Below are 25829 nucleotides of genomic sequence, written 5' to 3' on the forward strand. Positions count from 1 at the left end.
ACCGGCCTGATTCGCAGGTGCCTTGCCCCGTCCGTCGGTACTGAGCAGAGGTGACCTCCGCGTAAAATCACGTAACTCGCACGACCGGCAACGGTCGGGCAGTCGAACATCAAGGAACCCTGGTGACCAGTCGGAGCAGAAAGAAGACCATGGCCAGTTCGGGCGGATCTTTGTCGACCGCTACCGCTGCTCGCCTGCTCGGTTTCGGCCTGCTAGCTGTGGCAACCTTGATTCTCGGAACGTACGGATTTGCCGCGTACCTACCGTCAAGACCCGAATTTGGGCGAACTCTACTGGATCAGCTATACTACAGTATCCAGCTATTTTTTCTCGCGTCAGAGCCAGTCAAAAACGGTAGTCCAATGCCGATGGCGCTGGAGATTGCCCGGTTTTCCGGCCCTTTGGTCACCGCCTCGGCGCTCATCGAGGTCGCCGCGGCGGTGTTCACCACTCAACGTCAATTGTGGCGCGCTCGCTTCTCCCGGCAACATGCCGTTGTCTGCGGCAGTGGGCGTGATGCCTTGCTGCTGATACAACGACTTCGATCTGCGGGCACCAGCGTTGTACTGGTAGAGCCACGGCCGACGAACGACGTAGTCCACGCTTGCCGTCTCAGCAGAGCATCGCTGATCACCGGTGATCCAACCGACCAGGTGGTCCTACGCAATGCCGGAATCGCCAATGCCGGCTCGGTCTACGCACTCTCCTCGAGCGGCGCCGTCAACACTGCGATAGCTGTTGCCGCACACGCGGTCAAGAGGAGCCGTCGCAACCCTTTGAACTGTTTTGCACTCATGCCGGACCGTGATCTCCGCGCGGCGCTGCTGGCCCGCGGCATGGGCCGGGCGGAAAACAATTTCAGCCTCGTGCTGTTCAGCACCGATGAGATTGCGGCGCGCGTACTGAGCCGGCACATGCCGTCGGCTCCGACGGCCGACATAGCCGAACAACATATCGTCGTTGCCGGGCTTGATGACTTCGGGCAAACTCTAGCCCTTGAATTGGCCCGGCGCTGGCACGTCCGCGTCAACCTCGGTCACCCACGACTGAAGGTGACTCTCGTCGGATCCGACGCGGCGGCACTGAGCGCCGTACTTCATCGACGCTTCCCCACATTCGACGCTATCTGCGAATTGACGTTCGTAACCTCCGAAGTCAAGGCGCTGCTCGACTCGCACACCGCATTGCTTGAGTCCGCCGATCGCGTCTACGTATGCGCGGAAGATGACACCGAAGGGGTGAAGATCGGGCTCGCCATGCTTCGAATGCTCCGCGACAGGTCGGTCCACATCACGGTGCGGGTAACCGATCGAGGAGCAGAGCTGAACGAGGCCTTCCACGGTGCGAGCGGGCGGCTGTTCGACGACGCATCGGGCTCCCTGCAAGTCTTCGGGACGTTGGATTCGGCGTGTCACCCGGACGCGATCCGCGAAGGAATTCTTCAGGAGGACATCGCTCGCGCCCTGCACGACGAATACATCATACAGTGCGTTCGCAATGGGGACTCGCTCCTGACCAATCCAGCGATGCAGCCATGGGACGCGCTACCCAGCGACCTCAAAAAAGCCAATCGTGCACAGGCGAGCCAGCTGGGCGAGAAACTGCTCGCGATCAGGTGTGTGGTGGTACCAAGCTTCGACGGAGCCACTCCCTTTGCGTTCCGCAAGAACCCTGACGAAGTGGAACAACTGGCGCGACTGGAGCACCAACGCTGGGTCGACGAGCGCATACTCAAGGGATACGAGTACGGACCGATCAAACGTGGATTCGAGCACCCCAGCCTGATCGACTGGGATCAGCTTTCGGACCCGGCACGCGAGAAAAATCGCGTGTTCGTCCGAGCCTTGCCAAGGATACTCGCGGGCGCCGGCTTCCAGATCTTACGGGTGCACGCCGACCTCGTCGCCGGCCCCTCTTGAGCACTTCACCATGAGCCTTCAGGGCCGGATGGCGCCTTCCGGCCAGCAAACAGCAACTTCGCGTCCGACGCTTCGAGCGTAGCTGAGCGTGGAAAGGGTCCCGCCAGGACCACGAGCGAAGCGACCGTCCCAGACTGCGATCAGCAGGTCACAGCGTTCGACGATGAAGCGCCCGGCCGCTCCGTACGCCTCGGGCCCGGCTTCGACGAAGTTGAGCACGGTCGTCCGCGAGGAAGCTTTCAGCAACCGCCGGTAAGTCTCACCGTCTACAACGGTTCTTTCATATTCCGCGGCAGGAATGACGGCATGCAGGCTTCCCCCTTTGCTCAGAACCAGGTCGGCGAAAACCTGATCCGCACCGTCTGCGAGACAGCTCAAACCGAGTACCGGCCAATGACCGAGAAGCTCGATAATCTTGACCCGAACGTAAGCACGAACCTGCTCCGTCAACTGACGATGCCCGGTAATTCCGACAATCCTCATGCGTCATCCCCTAGTCACTGCGCGCAGTCGCACGCCTTGAACCAAGCCTACTTGAGCACCTGAGTCGAATCCATTACATCGAACCCTTGCCGGATCATTTTGTCGAGACGATAGAATGTCTCACTTATTCCATTACTCGGGAAGAATACAGTGTACGCATCCACTGCTCCCGGGGAAAATCCGCATCCTTCTTCCACCAGCATCATCACTCGATCGAAACCATGTCTCCCCTGAAACAACCCCACTTCGTGGATGACATTTTGCCGAGCTTGCCGAAGCCCGTCTTCACCAAAGTTTTCCGCCGTCAGAACACAGATTGCAAAACTGCATCTCTCAAGGTAATTGGACAAGGCTTCGGTCACTTGCCGGCCACCCCACGATCCACTTTCGAAGGAATATACCGGAATCTGGAAACGGGCTTCAATAAATCGTTGAACTGCGAGCCATTCGGGATTCGCTCCGTGAGCAATGAACACACCCCTCGGCAGACTGCTCCCCCGCCGCTCTGCATCAAGGGTTGCAATGAAGTTCCTGGTCACTTCGGCGAACTGCGCATGTCCCGAGCTCCCGACGTAACGAAGTTTGTGCCTTGCCAGGCTCATACCCAGAACGGAACCCAGCTCGATCTGCAGCCGATCACAGGTGAGCACCGTGAGCAGTCCGGCCGCGAAAACATCCCCCGCACCCGTCGAATCCTCGATTTCATCGTCGGCAAGTGGCGCTTGAGCGTAAAATTCGCCTAGAAGTTCGTCACCTTTTCGACGATAGGACCAGATTCCGGCAGACCGTTTTACGACCAATACACTTTGCTTGCTGTCAAATCTCCTGTGGAGCCGCGCCGCCACCTGATCCCGTGATTCACCTGGCTTACTACGCCCAAGCTCCTGAAACTCACGGTAGTTGACCAGCAAATAGTCGCTGATCCGAATGATTCCGTCGACCCCAGTACTCCGCGTCGTGCTCCATACATGCCCCGGATCGAAGCTGATCAGGGTTTCCTCGTTGCATTGTTTGACCTTGTGCAAAAGCGGCAGAAGGCAATCTGCCGTCCGGTCGTCAAGAAAAGACGTCACGTGCACAACCCTGGCGCTCGCCACGTATTCGACCAGATCGTCAAAGTTTTTCTCGATATAGTCGACGAGATTTTTGTTCGCACCCATATGAGTCAAAAGAGTCCTGTCGCCATCCTCGATGAACGACAGACATATTCCACACAAGCGCTCATCTTCATTGAACACAAATCGACTGTCGACACCGAGCACTTCGAGCTGCTGGACGATCGACATGCCAAGCACAGGAACCCGTCCCGCGACGCCCACATATCCCAGACGCAATCCGACCTGAGTCTGAGCGATTGCCTGGATCGCATTGAACGCAGATCCCCCGAAAGTGGTCTCGAGCTGTGCAGAACTAGCCGCTTCGATCGCGGCATGGATCATTTGCTCGTCGACGTGGTGTTCAACGCCCCACTCCACTTTCGGACCATTTCCGCCCGCCAGTTCCAAGATACGATCGACCATGGACTGTGCCCCCATGCGCCCCCGAAGTTGCGAAGCCGTGGCAACGTAGTCAAGATTCAATGCCCCGATGCCGACAACATCGAAAGAAAACCTATCTTGGTTCACCGTCTCAATCCCTGCGCCGAGCTCGATCATGGTAATTCCCTCCCGACCTAAGAAGGCCTTCACGTCGCAACATTCGTTCCAACTCGAAGAGTTTCACGTCAATGCGGCCATGCGGAAAATCGAGTCGGATCAGGCCGGCCACGTTCGAGAATGCGCTGTACCCCTGCTCGACCATCAAAGCGACACGACCAAACCCGTACCTGCCCTGGAAGATTCCGGCCTGGTGTACTATTTCCTGGCCGGCACACCCGTCCATCAGGCATACAGCGAAGCTGCACCGGCCAAGCTGCTCAGACATCACCTCCGCCAAATTGCAGTTGTTGACATTGCGCGAGTCGATTTCAAACACTTCCAGCTTGCAAGTGTCTTCAATGAAGTTCTTTACCTGAGTCCATTGCAAATCTTCGCCGTGAACGATCAACACGGCGTTTGGCTTCTCATTTAGATCCGAGAATTTTTCACTCTGCTGCAGAAATCCTTTACTGAGGTCCCAACCTTGATTTCGCGGAACCCGAGGCCCCTGACGCATCTTGTAGCGCGCCAAGCTCAATCCGAGGAAAGCCCCCAGTTCGACCTTCAGCTGATTTGAAGTCAGCGAGGCCAGCACCGCGGCCGAGAAGACATCACCGGCCCCGGTCGCATCTTCCAACTCGGTCTCATTAACCGGTCGCTCCAACTGGAAACGATAGGCCACCATGCCCTGCGATAGGCCCCGAAAGACTTCGATGAGATCATAGCGCTTGGTTACATACAGCGAACATCCGGAAGCGCAGCGCGCCAATACCTTCCGCGCGACAGCGTCGTCAGATTCGCCGTGAGCGTACCGCCCCAGCGCCTTGAACTCGCGATAGTTCGCAAATACGAGATCCGCACGACTGAGAAGTCCCTCAACCGCCACACTTGGATGCTCAGCCCAATCGAAGCCCGGATCGAAACTGAGTCGCAGCGCAGGATTGATCTCCTTGGCACGGGTGAGCACTCGCAGAACTTCCAGCGGTGTCTCATCATCAAGAAAGGACGTCAAGTGGACGTACCGCGCCGACGCCAGATAAGCGGCGATCTCATTAAAGTTCTGCTGAATGTGGTCACACATTTCAAAATTGGCACCCGGATGTGTGAGCATCACACGGTCCGTGTCGTCAATATAGGAAAGGCACAGTCCGCATATGCGATCCGGTCGCCGACCGACCCACTTGCGATCGACGTCCAGTTCGTCCATCTGACCGACGAAGGACAAACCCGGAGCTTCGACTCGCCCGACCACACCAACGTAGCCCAGTCGGATGCCGACACGCATCTGCGCCAGGGCGAAGGTGGTGAGCCAGGCCGAACCACCCAGGGAGTAACTCAACGACGCCGCACCGAGCCGGCCGATTGCCTCGATGATGGTCGTCTGGTCGACCGGGCCCTCGAGATTCCAGTCGAACCGCGCGGTGGCCTCGGTGACGCGCTCGGCTGTGCGCTGCGACAACCTTGATGCGCTGGCGATGTAGTCGACGTTCAGGGCGCCGAATCCGACGATGTCGGGACGGGCCGAATCCGCGGAATCATTCACGATGCCCACCCGTTCGTCCGGAGTCGGTCGTACCCTTCTCCATCTTCACGGTGCTCCTGCCGATGTCAACTCCGGATGCCTCGCAGCCGCTGCGAGCGCGCGGCGTCGCACCCACAACACGATCCTTCTCGCGGTTCGCACGATCGGGTGATAGGTCGGATTCACCCGGCAGCAACACACAACTCACAACCGTCGGCGATCCGACTACGTCGCGCGTGTCGACAGCCTGTTGACCTGGCATTCGGCGGATCGTGCAGGCAGTCGATCTTCAGCGGACAAGATAGTCGGAGCCGGAGCGAGACTCACACCGGCTGGTAGTGAACTGCAACATCCTGGCCAGTTCCGACGACGTAGACGAACGTGACCGATGACAGCGTGACTGACGAAGCGGCGATCGCGGCAGCGTTCGTGGTGCCGCGGTGATCGGCGGACCCGACCGCGTCGAGTTCGTGTCCGCGCACCGTGACGCACTGAAGTGCCGGCGTCGCGGTGCCAGTTGTCGAAGGACGCCGGTCGCGGCCGTTCGGAGTACACCACCGCTGCTGAGCCGACCGACAGGCCCCACCGAACACTTGCCGCACGTCCCCCAGAGGCACCCTTGAGACGACTGAGACCGGAAATGCGCCAAACCGCTCAACGCATCCCCCGTCGTGCCCCGAACGAGTGTATCCGGCGATGTGCTGTGCCTACGCCGGCGCGAGCCGAGAAGCCCGTTCGTGCCGAGAGTGAATCACCCACCGGTCGACGAGTGCTTCGTGCTCAGCGTCACGGGTCTGGTTGAAAGGAACCCCACCGGCATCCCCGGCGCGCTAGAACCTGTCCTCAAAGCTGGTGCGGTGATCTGCATTGATCTTCGGTTGTGATTCGCAGGCATGAACTGACGGATGAGCAGTGGCAGGTCATCCAGCCGTTGCTGCCCGTATCGGGCACGAAAGGTCGCCCGCGGGAGGGTGACCGGCGGGTGATCAACGGAATTTTGTTCAAGGCCAAGACCCGGGGTGGCGTGGCGGGACCTGCCGGAACGCTGCGTCCCCGGCTCAGCTTCGAGGGCCTTGCGCAACCGAGGCAACTTGCGACTCCGGCTGCGCGGGTGCCAGCGAATCGACGTGGCGGGTGTCCGGTTTCGGCCGCCGGCTGCCGGGCGGACGGCCGCGCCGAGCGCGGGACTTGCCAGCAGTGAGCCACCCGGTGAGGTCAGTGGGCGGGATGTCGGTGAACTCGGCCAGCTCGTCGACGCTGACGATGTCTGCCGCCGCGGCGAGTACGGTGCCGAGCTGGCGTTCGACATCTGCCAGCTCATCGACGAGTGCGGCTCGGCGGTGTGCGAGTTCGCCGACCTCGCGGGCAGCGGCCGTCCTCCTCGCGCTCTTGTCCGCGTCAGCCTTCTCTACGCGCCGTTCGATTTCATCGGTCGTGATCATAGCTTCACTCTCTCAGGGCTCCAGCGTGGCAACTCCACGTTGCGGATGGGCAGCGCCACTGCCATGGGCTCCGATCATCGAAATGCCGATGAGCGACAGCAGCTGGGTGCGCTGGCTGGTCGTGACGGTGACGGTGTCGACGGTCGCGGTCACCGCCCCGCTGGCGCTGATTCCGGCGAGGTAGCGGCGGGCGAGCTTGTCGGCGTCCCCGGATATCCGCCGGAGTGCGCCGGTCGCCCGGTAGGCGGCGAGGTCGATCGCTTGCGCGCCTGCGCAAGCGGCGGATTCGGCCTGGCCGGTGACGCGGACTTTGGCTGCGAGCGCGAGTCCGCCGTCCAGTCCGACGCCGGCCAAGGCCAGCAACCCGAGCACCAGCACGACGACGAAGGCCGATACGCGGCCCTCCTCCGTTCGCCACCAGGCGGCCGTTCGGTGAATCGCCGGTTCTCCCAGCTCTGCGGCAAACTGTTCAGAGCGAGGATCAGGTAGCAGGCGTCGGCGGCTCAGGCCTGGCTGACCGGTCGGTGCGCGGTCGTTGCGATCGGATGCGAAGGGGAGAACATGCCGTTTCAGTGGCAAATCGCGACTTCGAGTGCGGCGGGCGCGTTGATCACTCTCATCGGCGTCTTCGCCGGTGCCGCGCTGACCGGCCGGACTCAGCGACGGCTGTGGAACCGAACGAAGCAAATTGATACCTGCGCCACAATCCTCGCTGAAGCCACCCGGATCAGCCACGCTCTCGCGGCGAAATGGCGACGCGGCGAACCGATCGAGTGGGTGATCTGGAACCAAGCTCTCGCGGCCGTGTGGCTGATTGGCGAGCCGGAAGTCGTGGAGACGGCGCTGAACATCGACAAGACCTTCTGGATTCAGAACGCTCGGATCAATCGGGGCGAGATCACGGATGACGCCACCTGGACACCGGTGCTCGACGCGATGGACGCTGATCGGCTGCAGTTCGTGAACGCCGTTCGTGCGCACATCGTGAACTCCAGGAAGCCGCTGTCGGCGGTCCCGACCGGACGTACGGTGCTCAGTGAAACCCAAGCTCCTCCCGACGTCCGCGAAGCCACCGAAACCGAGCCACCCCCGTAAGCCCGGCCGATCCGCGAGGGAGGGTGCACGGTGGCCGGGTCGACGGTGCAGTTCGCCATCACAATCCATGAAGGTCACCTCCTCCAAGTGCCTCGGCCGGCAAGTTCGCATCGCCGGTTGCCCCGGATCGATAGGTGTCGATGACTTCGCTGGCGGTGGCGCTGAGCGTCCGGGCGCCGGGGACGCCGAACACGAGCGCTTGGCCGAAGTCGACGGTGCAGCGGACGCTGACGACGACGGTGCTGCCCGGGCTCGACGAGGTCGTCGTGCTGACTGCGGCGCTGCGGCAGACCAGCCCGGCGTGCGCGAGCGCCGAGGTGACAGCCGCTTCCGCTGCGGTGCCGGCGGATGCCGGGGTGCGCTGGAGGCTCGCGGCACGCGCGGCCTGGTGGACGGTGTCGTCGAGCCGCAGTCTCGCGTCGACGCCGCGGTCGACGATCACGGCGACGAACACCAGCAGCATGACCAGGACCGGTGCGATCAGGACGGCCTCGGCGGTCACCGACACGCGCTCGGCACGCCACCAGCCGCCCACCCGGCGGGCCCGCGCTGCGGTCACCGGGCTCGCTCCGCGATCGGTAGTTCCCACGGGAACGGTCGGGTGCCGGTCAGATCACGAGCCGCGGTGACGTACGCGAAGACCGACCTCGCCAGCTCCTCGGCGACCTCGACCACCGGGCGGATCGGCACCGAGCCCAGCTCGGCGCAGATCGTGCTGGTGTGCTCGAGCAACTCGGTGTGGCGGAGCTTGGCTTCCCACTCCCGGGCGAGGACGACGCAGCCTTGCAGGTGCAAGACGAGCTCGCCGAGCGAGGCGTCGAAGTCGGCGATCGCGGCCGCGGTCGTAGCCGCGAGGTCGGTCTCCCCTGACGTCGCCGCGCGGCGTGCCGGCGAGCGGTTCCGGTGCGGACCAGGCAGGTCAGCGCGTCCCAGACGACCTGGTGGACTTGGCCGGGTAGCTCCGGGTCGAGCCAGCCGCGTGGCGTTGTGTCGTGCAGTTCCCCGGTGAGGTCGACGAGGATTCCGGCCGCCTGTAGCGCTGCCTCGCCCAGGTCGACGAAGTCGTGGCTGCGGAGGAAGAACTCGCGGTGCGGTCGCTTCAGACGGCAGCCGCGTCCATGCTGGTGGTCGCTCGCCAGGCCGACCGCGGTGACGACCGCGTCGAGCAGGCCGCTCAGCACGAGCGCGATAGCACCGCCGATCACCAGCGCGAGCGTCTCCGCGTAGTCGAGACTCAGCACCGTGGCGAGAGCCAGCAGTCCGGTCGCACAGCGAAACGAGGCAGCTCGCGGGAGAAACGCGCGCAGCATCTCGTAGCGCCAGTGTTTCTTTGTGAGAGCTGGATTCCACAGCATGATGTCCGGGCCGTCGGCGAAATCGCCGACCGTCACGACATCCGGCTTTTCCAGCAGAGAAATGACTTCTCCCCTCTCGATCAGACGTCCGGAACGAACCGTCCGACCTCGCCCGCAGCTTCGGCGTGCACGTGCAAGTGCACACCGGGCAGGACAGCGACGACCTCGCCCTGCACACTCACCGACGCCGAGGTCGCCGTCCGCGCCACGTCGACCTGCGAAGACCGCAGCGGCCCCTGCGCGAGGTCGTCGAGCAGCCGCTGAGCAGCGGCGCGGCCTGCCTCTGCTGTGCCGTCCTGGGCACGCGCGGCGGCGAGCCCTTCCGCGGACGCCGCCTGCGCGACGTGTCCCGTCAGCGCGAGTTCTGTGGCGGCGGTCGGGCTGACTTCCTGGCGACGTTACCTTCCGCTCGCTCAGGAGTGCCGTCATGGACTTGCCCACTTCACCGAATTCCGAATCCCGGACACCGTCAGTTCGCGGTCGTCGTACCGAGCCCGGCGTATTCGACGCCCCCCGCACCGCCTTCACCTGGCTCGTCACCGCCCCGCCCTCGACGACGTCGGCGCCGCGCTGATCGCCAAGGGCTGTCCACAAGAGACGCGGGACGCGGTGTGGACCGCGCTCGTGACGCGGTCGCGTGGCGAGGGCGGCACGTGGACGGTCGCGTGCGTCGGGCTCGCGCTGCCGGGGCTGATCCCGGTCGCGGCCAAGCTCACCAAACATCGTCGATCACCTGCGCATTTCCCCTCGCGGCGTTACGACTTGCCGGTCACGTTTGACGTCGGCGACCGCTGTCCACGCATCGAGCACAGCGCACTGCGGCGGACCCGCGCGGCCGAAGTCCGCCGAGTCGGCGGCCGGTTCACCGTCCGCCGGCTGGGCCGCGGAATACTGAACGGAGGATTCGAACGTCCTCTTCTGCGATGAGCGCGGCGTTTTCGTCACTGCCGCCGGAGGTCCGCCACTACGGCCGTCAAATGCTGGTGACGTCTGCAGCGGCACGACCACACAACGATGAGAAGACCTTCAACCAGCTACCGCTTCGCATGTGTCACGAGACGGGCGGCAGCGCGAGCCACTCCTGCCACGCGATGTCGCGGCCCAGATAGCGGGGCTGGCGGAAGGGCCAGTCGGCGGCGATCCACTTCGGTACCAGCTCGTCGAGCGCCTGCTCCACTTCGCTGCCGACGAGGTCGTCCACCACCCACCATGCCACCTCGCCGTCGGAACCGGTGCGCTCGGGTGGGTCGATGTACACGCAGCCGAGGATCGCTGTCTCCTCTTCGTCCAGCAGCGCGTAGTTGAACGACTGATGCGCGGCTATCTCCTTCTCGTGCCGCAGCAGGTCGAGGCGGTCCTCCTCGAACGTCATCGTCTCCCTGGGCCAGGACCAGGCCGGACCGAAGATTCCCCACAACCGCTCCCGAGAGCCCATCACAGCCGGGTAATCGAGAGCGGTGTCCGACTCACGGATCGGCCGCAGATGAAGCCCGGTGTCGGGCACGGGCGTGTAGACCGGGTGGACGAAATCGTCGGGCAGCCAGCTCATGGCTGCCGAGGCTACTCCTGATCATGCGCCCAAGCGGCACCTCACCTCGGGAGACCCGGGCGGCTTTACGGGAAGAACAGCCGCAGGCGGTTCACCCGGCCCTGCGGGTGGGACATCAGCCAGACCACCGCCGGCGGGCAGTGGTGCGGGTCGTGGGCCGGGCTGATCATCTCCATCTCCCACACCGTGAAGTCGCGGCTGGTCACCGCCTGGCGGAGGTGCTGCCGCACGCCGTGGGCCAGGTCCGTCTCCATTCCGGCCACCGCCATGTCCGCGCCGCCCCGGTAGCCCTGGCCGCTGATCATGCTCATGCCGGGCGTCCAGCGGTCGGCGACGACGTCGGCGAACTCGCCGCGCCCCGCGGCGGACAGCGTGTCGTTCGCCTCCCGGGCGCTCGCGGCGTTGCGCGCGGCCGCGTCGTCGTAGGCCTGGTCGGCGGTGGCCAGCAGCGCTTCGGACAACTTCGCCCGGGCCTGGTTCAGCCGGCTGCGGACCGTGCCGACTGGGAGCTCGCAGGCGGCGGCGATCTGCTCGTACGACGTGACATCGCTGAAGTGGCGCAACATCACCACCTCCCGCAGCGCGGGCGACAGCCGGTCGACCGCGTGCCAGATCCAGTCACGCGACACGTGGTCGTCGAGGACGCCTTCGGGCGTCACGGGATCGGCGGGCAGGTGCGGGTCCGCGACCGGCACGAGCCGGCGGGCGGCGCGCAGGCGTGCGCGGCAGGCGTTGCGGACGATCGCCCGCAGCCACGGACCGGCCGCGGCCGGGTCGCGCAGGGTCCCGATCCGGCGCAACGCGAGCAGCGCGGCGTCCTGCAGGGCGTCTTCGGCGTCCGGTCCGTGCCCCAGGATGCTCAGCGCCACGGCGCGCATGCCGGCCTCGTGCCGGGCGAGCAAGGTCCCGAGAGCACCGACGCTGCCCGCCCGAGCGCCGCGCGCCAGCTCGATCTCGGGGTCGGTCACGGACTCATCCTCCCGGTCTGCGTCTCCACTGATGATCGACGATGTGACGCACGTCATGCCGGCCGGGTCGAACTTCCCGCCGACGACCCCATCTTGCCCGTGTCCCCGCACCCCACGATCGGAGTTCCATGGACATCGGCACCCACACCGTCGAGCTCGACGGCATCCCGCAGCGCTACCACGTGCACGGCCGCGGGCCGGTGTGCGTCGTGCACCCCGGCGGCCCCGGAGTGGACTGGGAGTACCTGCGGATGCCGGCGCTCGAACCGCACCTGACCATGGTCTACGTCGAGCCGATCGGCACCGGCGGCTCCGGGCGGCTGGCGTCGCACCCGCACGGCTACACCCGCGACCGCTACGCCCGCGCCCTGCTCGCGCTGCTCGACCACCTCGGCCTGGACACGGCCGTCCTCCTCGGGCATTCCCACGGCGGGTTCGTCGTGCAGTACTTCGCGCTGCACCACCCGGACCGCGTCGCCGGGATCGTGCTGTACGACAGCGCCCCGGTCACCGGCCCGGAGCACGGCGCCGAAGCCCAGCTCCGCGTCGAGGAGTTCGCACACCGCAACGCCGACCGGCCGGACCTGCCCCAGGTGCTGGCCGCTCTGCAGGCGACCGCGTCGATTTCGGACGACGACGAGATGAACGCCGCCCTGCGGGGCCTGCTGCCGGCGTACTTCGCCGACTACTGGGGCCGGGAGAAGGAGTTCGCGCCGCTGCGAAAGACGGTGAGCGGCACCCACATCTCCGGACTGGACGCGCAGCTGGCCCCGGACACGATCGACGACCGCGCGACGCTCGGCTCGCTGGCCGTGCCGGCACTGGTGATCGTCGGCCGGTACGACGTGATCTGCGGTCCCCGCTGGGCGCGCGAGCTGGCCGCCCTGATCCCCGGGTCCCGCCTCGTGGTGCTGGAGCACAGCGGTCACTTCGGTCACCTGGAAGAGCCCGGCCTGTTCGGCGAGGCGGTCGTGGACTTCGTCGCCGGCGGCTGAGCCACCGGGCGTTTCCCGCAGGGATTTCACCCGTCGAAACGGAAGAACACCGTGCGGTGGTAGTCGCCCGTTCCGGTGTTCGGGCGGCTCTCCGGGCCCAGCGACGCGACTCCGTGGAACTTGTTGCCGATCGGCGCGATCCCGTCCAGCAGCGAGAGGGTGCCCGCCGGGTAGCTGACCACCGCGTTCTGCGGGTCCGGGCCCACCGCCGGGGTGAACAACCGCAGGAACAGGCCCTCCTCCGCCGCGACCACCGTGACCGCGCCCTCGGTCGTGTCCAGCACCGCCCAGCAGGTCCGAGCGTGGTAGCCCTTGAACTCCGGGTACGCGAACCCGCTCGCCCCGGTCGCGGTGTCGTTGAACGGCTTGCTCCAGACGTCGGGAGCCACCCCGCGCAGCCGGTTCTTGTAGACGCGGTAGGGCCCGTCGCCGAGCCACGTCAGGCCCCGGACGCGTCCCTCCGGGTAGTCGAAGTTCACGCCGAGGTGGTCGTGGTCACCGGTGGCGTGGTAGCGGTACTCCAGCCGCAGCCAGCCGGTGGCGTCCAGGCGCCAGCGCACCGACGTCAGGTCGCCGCTGTAGTCGCACTGCACGACCCAGCCGGTGCCGTCGCGGAAGTGGCTGAACACGGTGAGCGTCGCCTCCCCGCCCGCCGGCGCGGGGCCGTTGGCCAGCGACACCGGCGTACTGCCGCGGCGCACGCCGGTCAGCCGTCCGTCGGCCTTGGCGATGGTGACCCGGGTGGCACCGGCGACGAGCACGACGTCGGTGGCCGTCTCGGTCGCGGTGACGCTGCCCGTCGTCGCCGGCTTGACCAGGCGCGCGGCGAAGTCCGCTGCCTTGCGGATGCGCCACGTCCAGCCGGTGATCTCCCGGCCGGTCGGGTCGGTGACGCTCAGCCGCAGCGCGTCGGCGGTGGTCCAGTCGGCGGGCAGGCCGAGCGTCACCGCGCCGGTGGCGCCCGGGGCGACGTCCGGCGCGCCGGCCTGGCCTTGGGACAGGACCTGGTGGCCGGTTCCCGCGCCGGGCACCGGGAAAACCAGCAGCTGCCAGGTGAACCGGCACGTGCGGAGGTTCGTGAAGTCGTACCGGTTGACGAGCTTCACGGTCTTGTCGAACGACGCCGGGAAAACCGAGTCGTAATAGGACGGACTGGCCAGCTGGACCGGTGACCAGATGTCCTTGATCGTGAAGTAACTCGCTTCCTTTTCACGGTACGGGCCGAGGATGCCGTCGGGAGCGCGGCTGCCGTTGGTGTCGAGGGCGCCGCCGCGGTCGTCGCGCGCGACGCTTTCGTCGACGAGCGCCCAGATGAACCCACCCGCCGAGCGCTGGGTACCGCCCATGAGCTTCCAGTAGTCGTTCAGGCCGGCACCGGCGCCACCGTCGTAGAGCCCGTGCAGGAATTCGGTCGGCATGAAGATCGTGGTGCCGGCGGCCTTGCTCGCGGTACTGCTGTAGGTCTGGTAGTGACTCGTGTCGACGCCGCTGAACGTCGTCCACGGGTGCAGCACCGCGCGCCGCTGCGGGTCGTACTGCGCGAAGTCGTCGTCCAGCGCGGTGTTCCAGCCGCCCTCGTTCCCGTTGTCCCAGAACAGGATCGACGGGTGGTTGACGTCGCGCTCGACCAGGGCCTTGACCAGCGGCGCGCCGACGCCCTCGTCGTAGCGGCGCTGCCAGCCGGTCAGCTCGTCCAGGACGTAGAGCCCGAGCTCGTCGCAGAGGTCGAGGAAGTACGCGTCCGGCGGGTAGTGCGACATCCGGACGGCGTTCATGTTCATGTCCTTCATCAGCCCGATGTCCAGCCGGGCGAGCCGCGGGCTCGACGCCCGGCCGAGCGTCGGCCAGAAGGTGTGCCGGTTCGCTCCTTTGAGGACGATCCGCTTCCCGTTGACGTAGACGCCGTCGCCGGTCCGGACCTCGATCGTGCGGAACCCGAAGCGCTCGACGGTGCTGTGCCACGGCACGCCGGCGGAACTCGCGAGCGTCAGCTCGACCTGGTGGAGGTTCGGCGTCTCGGCCGTCCACAAAGGAGGCCGGTCAGCGGTGGTGGTCAGGGTCGCACTGGTCGCGCCGCTCGCGACGGCGACCGAAAAGGCCCCGCCGATGGCCGTGCCGTCGAGCCGGCGCAGCTGAGCGGTCAGCCGGGCCGCCGCGGCCACCCCCGCGAGCGTGACCTGGGCGGCGAATGTCCCGTCGGCGCGGGCGTCGAGCGCGACGCGGTCGATCCGGGCGGCCGGGTACGCCACCAGCGACACCGGCCGGAAGATCCCGCCGAAGTTCCAGAAGTCGCCGCGGCGCTCGGCGTCGTTCACGGAGTTGTCGGCCGATTCCTTGCTGACGGTCACTTCGAGCAGGTTCGGCCCGCCGAGGCGCAGCAGGGCCGTGACGTCGTGGCGGAAGCGGTAGAAGCCGCCCTGGTGCACCGGTCCCGCCGAGACGCCGTTGACCCGCACGTCGGCGTCGGTCATGGCGGCCTCGAACACCAGGAAGATCCGGCGGCCGGCCCAGGACGCCGGCGGCGTGAACGAGTGCCGGTAGTCGCCCTTCTCCGCCGGGACGAGATCGCCGCCGTAGTGGTAGCTGCCGAAGCCGTGGCATTCCCAGTTGGACGGTGTCGGGATCGTGGTCCACTCCCCCGCGCGCCGACCGGCCGTGACCTGGAAGTCCCAGTCGACGGTGTGGTCGGCGTCGCTGCCGGTGAGGAGCAGCGTTTCGGTCGCCGGGCCGGTTCCGGCCGCCGCGGCGACTCCGGACACGGGCAGTCCCGCCGCGGCCACGCCGGCCGCGCTGATCGCCAGAGCCTGACGACGGGTGAGTTCCACCAGGCCTCCCAGATCTAATCTGATATATGACACACCGTACAACGGGAGACACTCACTGAGCGGACAAGCAGCCGGACAAGTCTTGACGGCCGGCCGCGGGCCTGCGAAAGGTAAGAGCATGTCCCCTTCGAACGTCCACCGCCGGCTGCTCCTCGGTGTCCTGACCGCGGTGATCGCCGCCGCTGCAGTCGTGGTCGCGCCCGCGACCGCCGCCACCGGCTCGACCGTGGTCGGCGTGGCTTCCGGGCGGTGCCTGGACGTCGTCGGCGCCGGCACCGCGGCGAAGACGCGCGTCAACATCTACGACTGCGTCGGGCAGGCCAACCAGGCCTGGACGTTCACGGCGGCCGGCGAGCTGCGCGTGTACGACGGCACGATGTGCCTCGACGTCGCCGGCGCGAGCACCACCTCCCCGGCCGACGCGCAGATCTACCCGTGTAACGGCGGCGCCAACCAGAAGTGGCGGATCAACGCCGACGGCACCATCACCGGTGTCCAGTCCGGCCTCTGCCTGGACGTCACCGGCGCGGGCACCGCGAACAGCACCCTGGTCGGGTTGTACACCTGCAACGGCGGCGGCAACCAGAAGTGGCGGACCGCCCTCGGTGACACCCAGCCGCCGGGCGTGCCGGGCAACCCCCGGGTGAGCGACCTGGTCTGCGACGCCGTGACGTTCTCGTGGGACGCCGCCACCGACAACGTGGGTGTCGCGTTCTACGACGTCTACCACGACGGCCAGCTGATGAAGTCGGTGAACACCCTCTCGACCAGCCTGACCGTGGTCGGGGGCGTGACCTGGGGCCTGTACGTCAACGCGCGGGACGCCGCGGGCAACGTCTCACAGGCCAGCGCCACGGTGCCGGTCACGCCGCCGCAGTGCCAGCCGGACACCCAGGCGCCGAGCGCGCCGGCGAACCTCGCCGGCAGCGCGTCCGGCACGACGGTGACCCTGAACTGGACCGCGGCCACCGACAACATCGGCGTCCGCGCCTACGACGTCTACCGCGGCGGGGCCAAGGTCGGCGCGGTCACCGGGACAGCCACCGCGCCGCCCGCGACCACCTTCGTCGACAGCGGGCTGGCCGCGAACACGAGCTACTCCTACTACGTCGTCGCGCGAGATGCCCAGGCGAACGTGTCGGCGCCCAGCGCGGCCACGACGGTGACCACCGGCGCGGCCTGCGGCGACTCCGTGTGCGCGGTGACGCAGATCGCCACCGACACCGACATCCCGTGGGGCCTGGTGACCCTGCCGGACGGCACGATCCTCTACAGCAGGCGCGACGCGCACGACATCGTCCACCTGAACCCGGCCACCGGGGCGAAGACGTCGGTGGGCACGGTCCCCGGCGTGGACAACACCGACGGTGAAGGCGGGCTGCTCGGCCTGGCCGTCTCGGCCGGGTTCTCCGGCGACCACTGGCTCTACGTCATGCACACGTCGCCGACCGACAACCGGATCGTGCGGATCAAGCTGGAGAACGACCGGCTCGGCACCGAGCAGGTCCTGCTCAGCGGGTTGCTGCGCAACAAGTTCCACAACGGCGGCCGGCTGCGCTTCGGCCCCGACGGCAAGCTGTACGCCAGCACCGGCGACGCGCAGAACGGCGACAACGCGCAGAACAAGGCCAGCCTCAACGGCAAGGTCCTGCGGCTCAACCCGGACGGCACCGTGCCGTCGGACAACCCGTTCGGCAACGCGGTGTGGAGCTACGGCCACCGCAACCCGCAGGGCCTGGCGTTCGACTCGCAGGGCCGGTTGTGGGAGCAGGAGTTCGGCAACGCGGTGATGGACGAGACCAACCTGATCACCAAGGGCGGCAACTACGGCTGGCCGGCGTGCGAAGGCACCTCCGGGACGTGCGGCACCGCGGGGTTCATCCCCCCGAAGCGGACGTACTCGACGGCGGACGGCTCCTGCTCGGGCATCGCCATCGTCCGCGACGTGCTCTACGTCGCCTGCGAACGCGGCACCCGGATGTACCGCGAAGTGATCAGCGGCAGCGACCTGACGAACGTCCAGGCGTACTTCAACGGCACCTACGGACGGCTGCGCACGGTCGAACCCGCCCCTGACGGCGGCCTGTGGCTGACCACGACCAACAACGGCGACAAGGACAGCATCCCGGACAACAGCGACGAGCGGATCTTCCACGTCGCGTTGGGCGGGTAGCCGTCGCGGTCAGATGAGCAGGCGGTGAGCAGCGGCAGCGCGATGAGGGTGATCAACGGCGTCCGGCGTGGGCTTCGTACCGACCCGGACGGTGCCGGCGAACGAGCGACAGACCCGGGCGCGCCGAGACGGTGGCCTACCGGTCCGAACTCGGCTGCGCCGCCAGCATCTGCCGGCGGAACTCGGCGGGTGCCGGGCCCGTCTCCCGCTTGAAAACCTGCCCGAAATGCGACGCTCCCGGAAATCCCCACCGCGCGCCGATGGCGGACGCCGGCACGTGTGCCAGTGCCGGGTCGGCCAGGTCGAGGCGGCAGCGTTCGAGCCTGCGCTCGCGGATGTGGCGGGACACCGTCGTGCCGGTTCGCTCGAACAGGGTGTGCAGCGCCCGGGGTGAGACGAAGTGCGCGGCCGCGATCCCGCGCGGGTCGAGGTCGGCTTCGGCGAGGTGGGCGTCGATGTGGGCGAGGATGCGTTCGAGCAGGTCCTCCTGCGGTGGCCGCGCCGGGACGTGGTTGCCGAGTTCGCCGCGCAGCATCGTGCCGACGAGGGTCATCAGCGACCGGATGGTGGTGGGCCCGTGCGGGCCGAGCGCCTCGAGGTTGCGGTTGACGCTGAGCACCGTGCTCCACACCGTGTCGGTGAGACCCGGTGCGCAGGCGAACGGCGTCGCCGTGATCTCGGCCAGCGGATCGTCCTGGCGGGGCGTGATCGCGGTCTTGGGGAACCGGATGCAGGTCGAGCGGTAGCCGTCGCCGACGGTCAGCGTGGCCGGTTTGCCCGAGTCGTACAACGCGAACAGGCCGGGTTTCAACAGCGCGACGCGGCCGTCCTGCGCGATGCGGATCTCGCCGGCGAGCTGCAGGGTGAGCACGTAGAACCCGGCGTCGGCGGCGCGGATCGTGCGGTGGTCGCGGTAGGCCGCGTGCCGTCCGGAGGCCATGTCGACGAAGCTGACGCCGTGCAGGTGCCGGTCGCGGACGCGGCCGGTGAACTGCTCCGGCCGGTCGCAGTCGAACTCGAAGGTCAGCACGCTGCGCCGGACGGCGTCCGCCCACGACGTGAGCGTGATCGGTCGCGGCGCCACGCCGGTGAACTGCGCTGGTAGCGATGTGAATGACGTCATCGTCATCTCCACGGTCGGTCCGCCCACGGTACCCAGGGGCCCCGCCGCGGACCAGTGCGCTGGTTCGACATCGCCGTGCGCTCTCGCGCCACACGCCGGCCGGCCGCGTTCCTACAGTTCGCCTCGGCGGACATCTCAGTGTGGAGGAGCCACCCATGACCTACGTGCAAGGTTCGCACCACGTGACGCTCTCCGTGGCCGACGCCCAGGAAGACGTCGACTTCCACGTCAAGATCCTCGGGATGCGCTTCATCAAGCGCACCGTCCTGTTCGACGGCTCCCTGCCGATCTACCACCTGTACTACTCCAACGCCGCGGGCGACCCGTCGAGCGTCGTCACGACCTTCCCGTGGGCGCAGGCCGGGTTCTTCGGCAAGCGCGGCACCAACCAGGCCCGCGAGGTCCTGCTGTCGGTCCCGGAGCACTCGCTGGACTTCTGGCACGGCCGGCTGACCGACCACGACGTCGAGGTCACCGACGTCGAACGGTTCGGCAAGCGCCGGCTCGCGTTCCGGCACCCGTCGGGCATCGAATACCTGTTCGTCGGGAACAGCGGCGACGAGCGTGAGGGCCACCCGGGCCACGGGGTGCCGCCGGAGCACGCGATCCACGGCATCCACGGCATCGGGGTGCACATGGCCACGCCCGACCGCATGGTGGAGTTCGCCGGCGAGTCGTTCTTCGCCCAGGACGGCCTCGCCGAGGAGGGCGACGTCATCGGGCTGCGGATCGGCGACGCCAAGCACGGCAACCACCTCGAGATCACCGTCAACCGCACCGACGACCAGGGCACCTGGGGCTACGGCGCCGGCACCTACCACCACTTCGCGTGGAACGCCGACACCCTGGAGAACCAGGACGCGCTGAAGTTCTCGATCGAAGGACGCGGCTACACCGACATCTCGGAGCTGAAGGACCGCAAGTACTTCAAGAGCGTCTACGTGCGCACCCCGAGCGGCGCGCTGTTCGAGCTCGCCGTCACCCACGCCGACGGTGGCTGGACCTGCGACGAGTCCCCGCACGAGCTCGGGACGCGCTTCCAGCTGCCGGAACAGTTCGAGCACCGCCGCGACGAAATCCTGGGACGGCTGGAACCGATCGACATCTGAGGGCGGCGGCCATGACGGCACCGCACGTCGCCGGCGGGCACGAGATCACCGTCCGGCGTGGACAGTTCTGGATACCCGGCGAGCGGGTGCGCACGGAGCACGGGACGGTGCAGCGGGCCCCACTGTTCGTGCAGTGGGAGGCGCCGCCGGGCGACGCCCATCCCGTTCCGCTCGTGCTCGTGCACGGGGGCGGCGGTCAGGGCACCGACTGGACGGGCACCCCCGACGGCAGGCCGGGGTGGGCGACCCGGTTCGTCGAGGCGGGCTTCGCGGTCTACGTCGTCGATCGCTGCGGGCACGGACGCTCGCCGTACCACCCCGACGTCGTCGGCCCGATGGGCGCGCCGTTCCCGTACGAGGCGGCGCAGGCGCTCTTCCTCCCCGAGGAATTGCGCGACGCGCAGACGCAATGGACGTACGGGCCCGAGCACGTCGACCAGCTCCTCTGCCCGATGGGACCACTGCCCGCCGACCTGGCCGAGTCGCAGCGCCTCGACGCGGACCGCCTGGGCAGGCTGCTCGACCTCGTGGGTGAGGCCGTGCTGGTGACCCATTCGGCCGGCGGCCCGGTCGGCTGGCTGACCGCCGACGCGCGGCCGGACCGGGTCGCGGCCATCGCGGCGATCGAGCCGATGGGTCCCCCGTTCGCGCGGTTCCCCGGGCTCGGCACGCTGACCTGGGGACTCACCAGCGCCGAGATCACCTACGACCCGCCGGCCGGTGACCCGGCCGAGGCCGTCGGGCGGCGCATCCCGGCGCTGGCGGGCAAGCCCATCGCGGTGGTGACCGGCGGGGCGTCGGCGTTCGCCGGGTTCGCCCCGCGGGTCGTGGAGTTCCTGACCACCGCCGGCGCCGACGCCCAGCAGCTGCACCTGCCGGACTTCGGCATCACCGGCAACGGGCACGGGCTGATCTTCGAGGCGAACTCGGACGAGACCGTGAAGCCCGTCATCGACTGGATCCTGGCCACGCTGAGCACCCGAGGAGGGACGTCATGAACCACCTGCACGTCAGCGACGAATTCGACGCGGTCATGGCGCGGCTCGACGCGATCACGCCGCTCATCGAGGAAACCGCCGACCAGGGCGAGACACTCGGCCGCGTCCCCGACGAGACCGCGAAGGCCCTGACCGGGACCGGCGCGTTCAAGGTCGGCATCCCCCGCGAACTCGGCGGCTACGAGTTCTCGCCACGCCAGGTGATCGACACGATCGCCAAACTGTCCTCGGCGGACGCTTCGGTGGGCTGGGCCTTCATGGCCGTGCAGATGGTCACCGGCACGACGGCCGCCTACCTCGGCCCGGAGGCCGTCGCGGACCTGTACCCGGACGCCGGCCACGGCGACCACACGCTCATCGCGGGCCAGGGCACCAAGCTCGGCACGGCCGTGCGCACCGACGGCGGCTACCGCATCAGCGGGCACTGGCACTTCGCGTCCGGGATCTCGATGGCGACCCACATCCACACCGCCGCGCTCTGCGAGGAAACCGGCGAGGCACTGGTCTTCACGCTGCCCAAGGAGCAGGCCACCGTGATCGACAACTGGGACGTCATGGGCCTGCGCGCGACCAGCAGCCACGACTACGTGTGCGAAGACGTGTTCGTGCCGGAGAGCCACGTCTACGGCATCGCGACCACCGACGTCCGGCACGGCGGCGCGATCTACCGCATGGGACTGGCGAACATGGCCGGCGTCTGCCACACGGGCTGGGCGCTCGGCGTCGGCCGCCGGATGCTCGATGAGATGAAGGTGCTGGTGGCCAAGAAGACCGGCGGCCGGGGCGCGTCGGTGGACACGCAGCAGTTCTACGCCGAGTACGCCCAGGCCGAGGCGAAACTGCGTGCGGCGCGGGCGTGGGCGACGGAGGTCTGGGCGGACAACGAAGCCACCCTGGACCGCGGCGAGCCGCTGGACACCGACCAGGAGACGCTGACGCGGCTGATGCTCAACAACACCACGTGGTCGGTGCACGCCGTGGGCCAGACCGTCTACAAGTGGGCGGCGACGGCGGCCCTGCGCCACGGTGTCCTGCAACGGTTCTTCCGCGACCTGCACGCCGGCACCCAGCACATCACGTCCAGCCCGGTCGTGCTGCAGAACTGCGGAAAGCTGCTCAGCGGCCTGGCACCCGGCGCGCGGTGGGTGTTCCTCGATCTCCGGGAAGCGCCGTGACCCCTTCGCTCACCGAGTGGGGCGCTCCGGCGGACCGGGCGGCCGTGGCCGTGCTCGCCGTGCACGGCCGCGGCCAGGACCCGGCGTTCATGCGGGCGACGGCTGAGCGGCTCGGCACGGCGTCAGCGCGGTTCTTCGCGCCGGAAGCCGAGGGCAACACGTGGTACCCGCTGTCGTTCCTGGAACCGGTCGAGCGCAACCAGCCGGCGCTGGACCGGTCGGTGCGGGTGCTGGAAGCGTGCCTCGACCGGCTCGCCGAGGCCGGTTTCGGCCGTGAACGGGTGGTGCTGTGGGGCTTTTCCCAGGGCGCCTGCCTGCTGTCGCACCTGGTGCTGAGCGCCCCGCGGCCGGTGGCCGGACTCGTCCTGTTCACCGGCGGCTACCTCGGCACGGTGCAGCCGGCGCCGGACGACCGGGCCCTGCGCGGAGTTCCCGTGGTGCTGCGGAGCATCGAGGACGACCCGTGGGTCCCCCGGCACCGGGTCGAGGAGACGGCCGCGCTGCTGCGGCGGGCGGGAGCGGAGGTGGACCTGCGCATCGACCCGGGCACCGACCACATCATCACCGACGAGGCCTGCGCGACGGCCACCGAACTGCTCGACACGGTGGCCGCGCCCGGCTCAGCGGGAATGCGGTGACGTTAGGCCCGGGCGATCGCCCCGGTCTCATCCGGTGACGACGAGCCTCCTGCCGCGCAGGTCGGTTCGTTGCCAGGCTGTCTCGATGTCGCCGAGCGGGACGCGCTCGATCCCGACGACGAGTTCCCCCGCGCGCGTCCACCGCACGATCTGGCCGTACGCCTCGGCCACGGCCTGTCCGTCCAAGCCCTTGCCGACGCCGTAGACCTCCACCCCGGAGGTACGGACGCTGTCTGCCGTAAGCGCGATCCGGGCTCCGGCCGACTCCCCGGCCTGGACGAGACGGGTGGCTTTCGGCCGGCCGATCCGGCTCGGCACCAGCGCCTTGAGCAACAGTTCCGTCGGGCGCCCCCACAGGAAGTCGAGCACCACGTCATAGCCGTCGCCGGCTTCAGCTGCGAACGCGTCCGTGAGCTCGTCGTCGGCCACCGCGGTGTTGATCACCGCGTCCGCACCGAGACCGATGACTTCGGCCAGCGCGTCGTCGTCGCGGCCGGTCGCCACGACGCGTCCCGCGCCGAGCAGCCAGGCGACCTGCACGGCCAGCCGTCCCGCGACGCCGGTCGCGCCCTGGACCAGGACGGTCTCGCCAGGGGTGAAACCGGCGGCGGTCCTGATCGCGAAACCGGTCACGGCGGAGGAGATCACGACGGCGACAGCCGGGTCGATCCCCTCGGGCGTCGGGGTCGTGTTCTCCACCGGGACGACGGTGCGCTCGGCCAGCGCGCCGAAGGGCGGGCGCGGCTGGCTGAAGCCGACGAGGGTGCCGTCGGGCAGGGTCCCGATCCCGTCGAACACGACGACCGCGGGAAGCTCGGGGAGGAAGTGGCGGGCGGCGAAGTGGGTGCCCGCCGCGACGGCCTTGTCGACGTTCTCCACCGCGACGGCGTTCACCTCCACCACGACCTCGCCTTCGCCCGCTACCGGATCGGGGAAGTCCTCGTACCGCGGCACGGCCCCGAACTCGTGCAGGACCGCCGCTTTCACCGCTGATCACCCCGCCGCGCCAACAGGCCGCCGATCCAGTTCTGCCACGCCACCAGGACCCGCGGCGGTCGGGCGTGCTGCCCGTTCGGGGTGGACAGCGACCGGTGGTGCCCGCCGTGGTGGTGCCGGTTCCGGCGGCCCGCTTCGGAGTGCGGGGGCATCCCAGGCAGCTTGTGCAGGTGCCCGTGGAGCCGTTCGGTGATCGATGCCGACATGAAGTCCTCCTCGTGGTCGCTTGTTCGTATCACGTACGAACAGCATAATCGTATCACGCACGAACAAGGCGAGGACAGGAAAAATGGCGAAGACGGACGGCAGCGACTTGATCTGGCTGCGACCGCAGCCCCACGAGCGCCGGCCGCGGTTCACCCGCGAGCAGATCACCGCCGCCGCGGTGCGGGTCGCGGACGCCGAAGGCTTCGGGGCCGTCACGATGAAGCGCGTCGCCGCCGAGCTCGGGGCGGGCACGATGAGCCTCTACTACTACATCCGCACCAAGGCCGACCTGGTCGCACTGATGCAGGACTCGATCCTCGCCGACCTCCTCATCCCCGACGACGAGCTGCCCGCGGACTGGCGCGAGGCCGTCACTGTCATCGCCCGGCGCACCCGTGACGTCCTGCTCGCCCACCCGTGGTCCATCGCGTCGCTCGACGACGCCCAGTTCGGCCCGAACGCCATGCGCCACATCGAGCAGTCGCTGGCCGCGCTCGACCGGCTCGAGCTGGACCCCGCGGCGAAGCTGTCGCTCTGGGGGATCGTGGACGACTACGTGTTCGGCAGCGCCCTGCACACCATCGAGACGCGTACCCGCATGGCCCAGGCCGAGCACAATCCCCGGCTGCTCGCCGACGCCCTCACCTACGGGCAGCAGCAGCTCGCCACCGGGCAGTTCCCGCGCCTCGCGGCTCTCTACCAGCAGCAGTCAGGGACCGACCGGAACAGCGACATCGCGGCAGCGGACCCGCTCACGGTCCAGTTCGAGCACGGCCTCGTCGCTCTTCTGGACGGGCTCACACGCGATGTGCGGCGCGCTCGATGATCGACGTAGCGCGTGCGGGACAAGTCCGCGAGACTGCCTCGATGGCTTCCGAATACACCCAGAGCGAGCAGTTCCGCGGTGCCCGTATCCACCTGTGCGACCTCACCGGCCTCGAGATCCGCGATTGCGAAGTGACCGGCCTGAAGATCGTCGACTGTTACGGCAGCGACGTCTACCTGGGTGGCGCCTTCGAGCGCCTCGTCGTCAACGACGTCGACGTGACCGCCTACGTCGAGGCCGAGCTCGACCGCCGGCACCCCGCACGGGCGCTGGCGCGGAATGCGGCGTCCCCCGAGGACTACCGGGCCGCCCTGGACGCCATCGAGACCCAGTGGAGCGCGACGCTCGACCGGGCGAGGCTGTTGCCCGAAGCCAAACTCCACGAGCGGGTCGACGGCGAGTGGTCCTTCGTCGAGACACAACGGCATCTGCTGTTCGCCTGCGACGCCTGGCTCGGCAACTCCGTGCTCGAGGAGGACGCGCCCTACCACCCGCTGGGCTTCCCCGCCGGCGGGACACCGCCCGAAGAGGCGGCGAAACTCGGCCTCACCCTCGAAGCCACCCCGACACTCGACGAGGTGCTCGCGCCGCGGCTCGCCCGCATGGCCGCGATGCGACGGGTCGTCGACGGGCTCACCACGGCCGAGCTCGACCGGGTGTGCGGCCGCAAGCCCGCCGACCCGTATCCCGAGCAGGAATACGTCGTGCGCCGCTGCCTCAAGGTAGTGCTGAAGGAAGAAGCCGAGCACCACCGTTACGCGGTGCGCGACCTCGCGGTGCTCGAGGCCGGTTGA

General features: G+C 67.7%; 25 protein-coding genes and 1 pseudogene. 12 read left to right on the forward strand and 14 right to left on the reverse strand.

Annotated features, from left to right (window positions below; translation table 11 throughout):
* Positions 1 to 362: 362 nt before the first annotated feature.
* Positions 363 to 1919 carry an NAD-binding protein gene (locus ACZ7OU_RS34880; protein ID WP_470258472.1) on the forward strand — a complete coding sequence of 519 codons (1557 nt, stop codon included), beginning with the start codon at positions 363 to 365 and terminating at the stop codon, positions 1917 to 1919.
* A gap of 18 nt (positions 1920 to 1937) precedes the next feature.
* Here the strand turns inward: ACZ7OU_RS34880 and ACZ7OU_RS34885 are convergent, their stop codons facing one another.
* The 3 genes from ACZ7OU_RS34885 to ACZ7OU_RS34895 are packed head-to-tail and all read right to left on the reverse strand — an operon-like array spanning position 1938 to position 5591.
* The gene (locus ACZ7OU_RS34885) at positions 1938 to 2402 is read right to left on the reverse strand and encodes a hypothetical protein (RefSeq protein ID WP_470258473.1); all 465 of its coding nucleotides are present in this window, start codon (positions 2400 to 2402) and stop codon (positions 1938 to 1940) included.
* 47 nt (positions 2403 to 2449) lie between these two features.
* Positions 2450 to 4057: a PfkB family carbohydrate kinase gene (locus tag ACZ7OU_RS34890; protein ID WP_470258474.1), complete on the reverse strand. Its 1608-nt coding sequence runs from the start codon at positions 4055 to 4057 to the stop codon at positions 2450 to 2452.
* Positions 4032 to 5591, reverse strand: coding sequence for a PfkB family carbohydrate kinase (locus tag ACZ7OU_RS34895; protein WP_470258475.1), 1560 nt, complete (start codon positions 5589 to 5591; stop codon positions 4032 to 4034). The genes ACZ7OU_RS34890 and ACZ7OU_RS34895 overlap by 26 nt, the downstream gene beginning before the upstream one ends.
* Before the next feature lie 850 nt (positions 5592 to 6441).
* Here ACZ7OU_RS34895 and ACZ7OU_RS34900 point away from each other — a divergent pair.
* Positions 6442 to 6616, forward strand: a pseudogene (locus ACZ7OU_RS34900) (transposase); the annotation flags it as partial.
* Positions 6617 to 6619: 3 nt separating this feature from the next.
* Here the strand turns inward: ACZ7OU_RS34900 and ACZ7OU_RS34905 are convergent.
* On the reverse strand, positions 6620 to 7003 hold the full coding sequence (locus ACZ7OU_RS34905; protein WP_470258476.1) for a hypothetical protein: 384 nt from the start codon (positions 7001 to 7003) through the stop codon (positions 6620 to 6622).
* A 12-nt stretch (positions 7004 to 7015) separates the two neighbouring features.
* The gene (locus tag ACZ7OU_RS34910) at positions 7016 to 7381 is read right to left on the reverse strand and encodes a hypothetical protein (protein WP_470258477.1); all 366 of its coding nucleotides are present in this window, start codon (positions 7379 to 7381) and stop codon (positions 7016 to 7018) included.
* Between the two features lie 183 nt (positions 7382 to 7564).
* On the opposite strand from ACZ7OU_RS34910, the gene ACZ7OU_RS34915 reads away from it, so the two are divergent.
* The gene (locus tag ACZ7OU_RS34915) at positions 7565 to 8098 is read left to right on the forward strand and encodes a hypothetical protein (RefSeq protein WP_470258478.1); all 534 of its coding nucleotides are present in this window, start codon (positions 7565 to 7567) and stop codon (positions 8096 to 8098) included.
* 58 nt (positions 8099 to 8156) lie between these two features.
* Here ACZ7OU_RS34915 and ACZ7OU_RS34920 read toward each other — a convergent pair whose 3' ends face one another.
* Positions 8157 to 8657, reverse strand: a complete 501-nt coding sequence (locus tag ACZ7OU_RS34920) for a TadE/TadG family type IV pilus assembly protein (protein WP_470258479.1) — start codon at positions 8655 to 8657, stop codon at positions 8157 to 8159.
* A complete protein-coding gene (locus ACZ7OU_RS34925; protein ID WP_470258480.1) occupies positions 8654 to 8893 on the reverse strand; it encodes a hypothetical protein in 240 nt (79 codons plus the stop codon). The genes ACZ7OU_RS34920 and ACZ7OU_RS34925 overlap by 4 nt, the downstream gene beginning before the upstream one ends.
* Positions 8894 to 9162: 269 nt before the next feature.
* Between ACZ7OU_RS34925 and ACZ7OU_RS34930 the strand changes: the two genes are divergently transcribed.
* Complete coding sequence (locus ACZ7OU_RS34930) at positions 9163 to 9717, forward strand: hypothetical protein (protein WP_470258481.1); 555 nt, start codon at positions 9163 to 9165, stop codon at positions 9715 to 9717.
* Between the two features lie 272 nt (positions 9718 to 9989).
* On the opposite strand, the gene ACZ7OU_RS34935 is transcribed toward ACZ7OU_RS34930, so the two are convergent.
* From ACZ7OU_RS34935 to ACZ7OU_RS34945, 3 genes are all read right to left on the reverse strand, one after another.
* Positions 9990 to 10169, reverse strand: a complete 180-nt coding sequence (locus ACZ7OU_RS34935) for a hypothetical protein (protein ID WP_470258482.1) — start codon at positions 10167 to 10169, stop codon at positions 9990 to 9992.
* Positions 10170 to 10504: 335 nt separating this feature from the next.
* On the reverse strand, positions 10505 to 11002 hold the full coding sequence (locus ACZ7OU_RS34940) for a GNAT family N-acetyltransferase (protein WP_470258483.1): 498 nt from the start codon (positions 11000 to 11002) through the stop codon (positions 10505 to 10507).
* A gap of 65 nt (positions 11003 to 11067) precedes the next feature.
* A complete protein-coding gene (locus ACZ7OU_RS34945) occupies positions 11068 to 11970 on the reverse strand; it encodes an RNA polymerase sigma factor (protein ID WP_470258484.1) in 903 nt (300 codons plus the stop codon).
* 128 nt (positions 11971 to 12098) lie between these two features.
* Between ACZ7OU_RS34945 and ACZ7OU_RS34950 the strand changes: the two genes are divergently transcribed.
* Entirely contained in the window at positions 12099 to 12965 is an 867-nt protein-coding gene (locus ACZ7OU_RS34950; protein WP_470258485.1) for an alpha/beta fold hydrolase, read from the forward strand.
* A gap of 26 nt (positions 12966 to 12991) precedes the next feature.
* Here the strand turns inward: ACZ7OU_RS34950 and ACZ7OU_RS34955 are convergent, their stop codons facing one another.
* Positions 12992 to 15790 (reverse strand): glycoside hydrolase family 2 protein, encoded by a 2799-nt coding sequence (locus tag ACZ7OU_RS34955; protein WP_470258486.1) that lies wholly within the window; start codon positions 15788 to 15790, stop codon positions 12992 to 12994.
* 118 nt (positions 15791 to 15908) lie between these two features.
* Between ACZ7OU_RS34955 and ACZ7OU_RS34960 the strand changes: the two genes are divergently transcribed.
* Positions 15909 to 17963, forward strand: a complete 2055-nt coding sequence (locus ACZ7OU_RS34960) for a PQQ-dependent sugar dehydrogenase (protein WP_470258487.1) — start codon at positions 15909 to 15911, stop codon at positions 17961 to 17963.
* 136 nt (positions 17964 to 18099) lie between these two features.
* Here ACZ7OU_RS34960 and ACZ7OU_RS34965 read toward each other — a convergent pair whose 3' ends face one another.
* Positions 18100 to 19086 carry an AraC-like ligand-binding domain-containing protein gene (locus tag ACZ7OU_RS34965; RefSeq protein WP_470258488.1) on the reverse strand — a complete coding sequence of 329 codons (987 nt, stop codon included), beginning with the start codon at positions 19084 to 19086 and terminating at the stop codon, positions 18100 to 18102.
* Positions 19087 to 19241: 155 nt separating this feature from the next.
* On the opposite strand from ACZ7OU_RS34965, the gene ACZ7OU_RS34970 reads away from it, so the two are divergent.
* From ACZ7OU_RS34970 to ACZ7OU_RS34985, 4 genes are read left to right on the forward strand one after another with little or no spacing between them, the layout of a single operon-like run.
* Entirely contained in the window at positions 19242 to 20195 is a 954-nt protein-coding gene (locus ACZ7OU_RS34970; protein ID WP_470258489.1) for a VOC family protein, read from the forward strand.
* A gap of 11 nt (positions 20196 to 20206) precedes the next feature.
* Positions 20207 to 21193 (forward strand): alpha/beta fold hydrolase, encoded by a 987-nt coding sequence (locus tag ACZ7OU_RS34975; protein WP_470258490.1) that lies wholly within the window; start codon positions 20207 to 20209, stop codon positions 21191 to 21193.
* The gene (locus tag ACZ7OU_RS34980; protein WP_470258491.1) at positions 21190 to 22368 is read left to right on the forward strand and encodes an acyl-CoA dehydrogenase family protein; all 1179 of its coding nucleotides are present in this window, start codon (positions 21190 to 21192) and stop codon (positions 22366 to 22368) included. Before ACZ7OU_RS34975 ends, ACZ7OU_RS34980 begins: the two co-directional genes overlap by 4 nt.
* Entirely contained in the window at positions 22365 to 23006 is a 642-nt protein-coding gene (locus ACZ7OU_RS34985; protein ID WP_470258492.1) for an alpha/beta hydrolase, read from the forward strand. Before ACZ7OU_RS34980 ends, ACZ7OU_RS34985 begins: the two co-directional genes overlap by 4 nt.
* Before the next feature lie 27 nt (positions 23007 to 23033).
* On the opposite strand, the gene ACZ7OU_RS34990 is transcribed toward ACZ7OU_RS34985, so the two are convergent.
* Entirely contained in the window at positions 23034 to 23993 is a 960-nt protein-coding gene (locus ACZ7OU_RS34990) for a zinc-binding dehydrogenase (RefSeq protein ID WP_470258493.1), read from the reverse strand.
* A complete protein-coding gene (locus tag ACZ7OU_RS34995; RefSeq protein ID WP_470258494.1) occupies positions 23990 to 24208 on the reverse strand; it encodes a hypothetical protein in 219 nt (72 codons plus the stop codon). Before ACZ7OU_RS34995 ends, ACZ7OU_RS34990 begins: the two co-directional genes overlap by 4 nt.
* 83 nt (positions 24209 to 24291) lie before the next feature.
* Between ACZ7OU_RS34995 and ACZ7OU_RS35000 the strand changes: the two genes are divergently transcribed.
* Together ACZ7OU_RS35000 and ACZ7OU_RS35005 are read left to right on the forward strand one after the other, a co-directional pair.
* Positions 24292 to 25035, forward strand: coding sequence for a TetR/AcrR family transcriptional regulator (locus ACZ7OU_RS35000; protein ID WP_470258495.1), 744 nt, complete (start codon positions 24292 to 24294; stop codon positions 25033 to 25035).
* Positions 25036 to 25076: 41 nt separating this feature from the next.
* Positions 25077 to 25829: a DinB family protein gene (locus tag ACZ7OU_RS35005; RefSeq protein ID WP_470258496.1), complete on the forward strand. Its 753-nt coding sequence runs from the start codon at positions 25077 to 25079 to the stop codon at positions 25827 to 25829.

It is taken from the genome of Amycolatopsis sp. NPDC114505 (assembly GCF_055633615.1).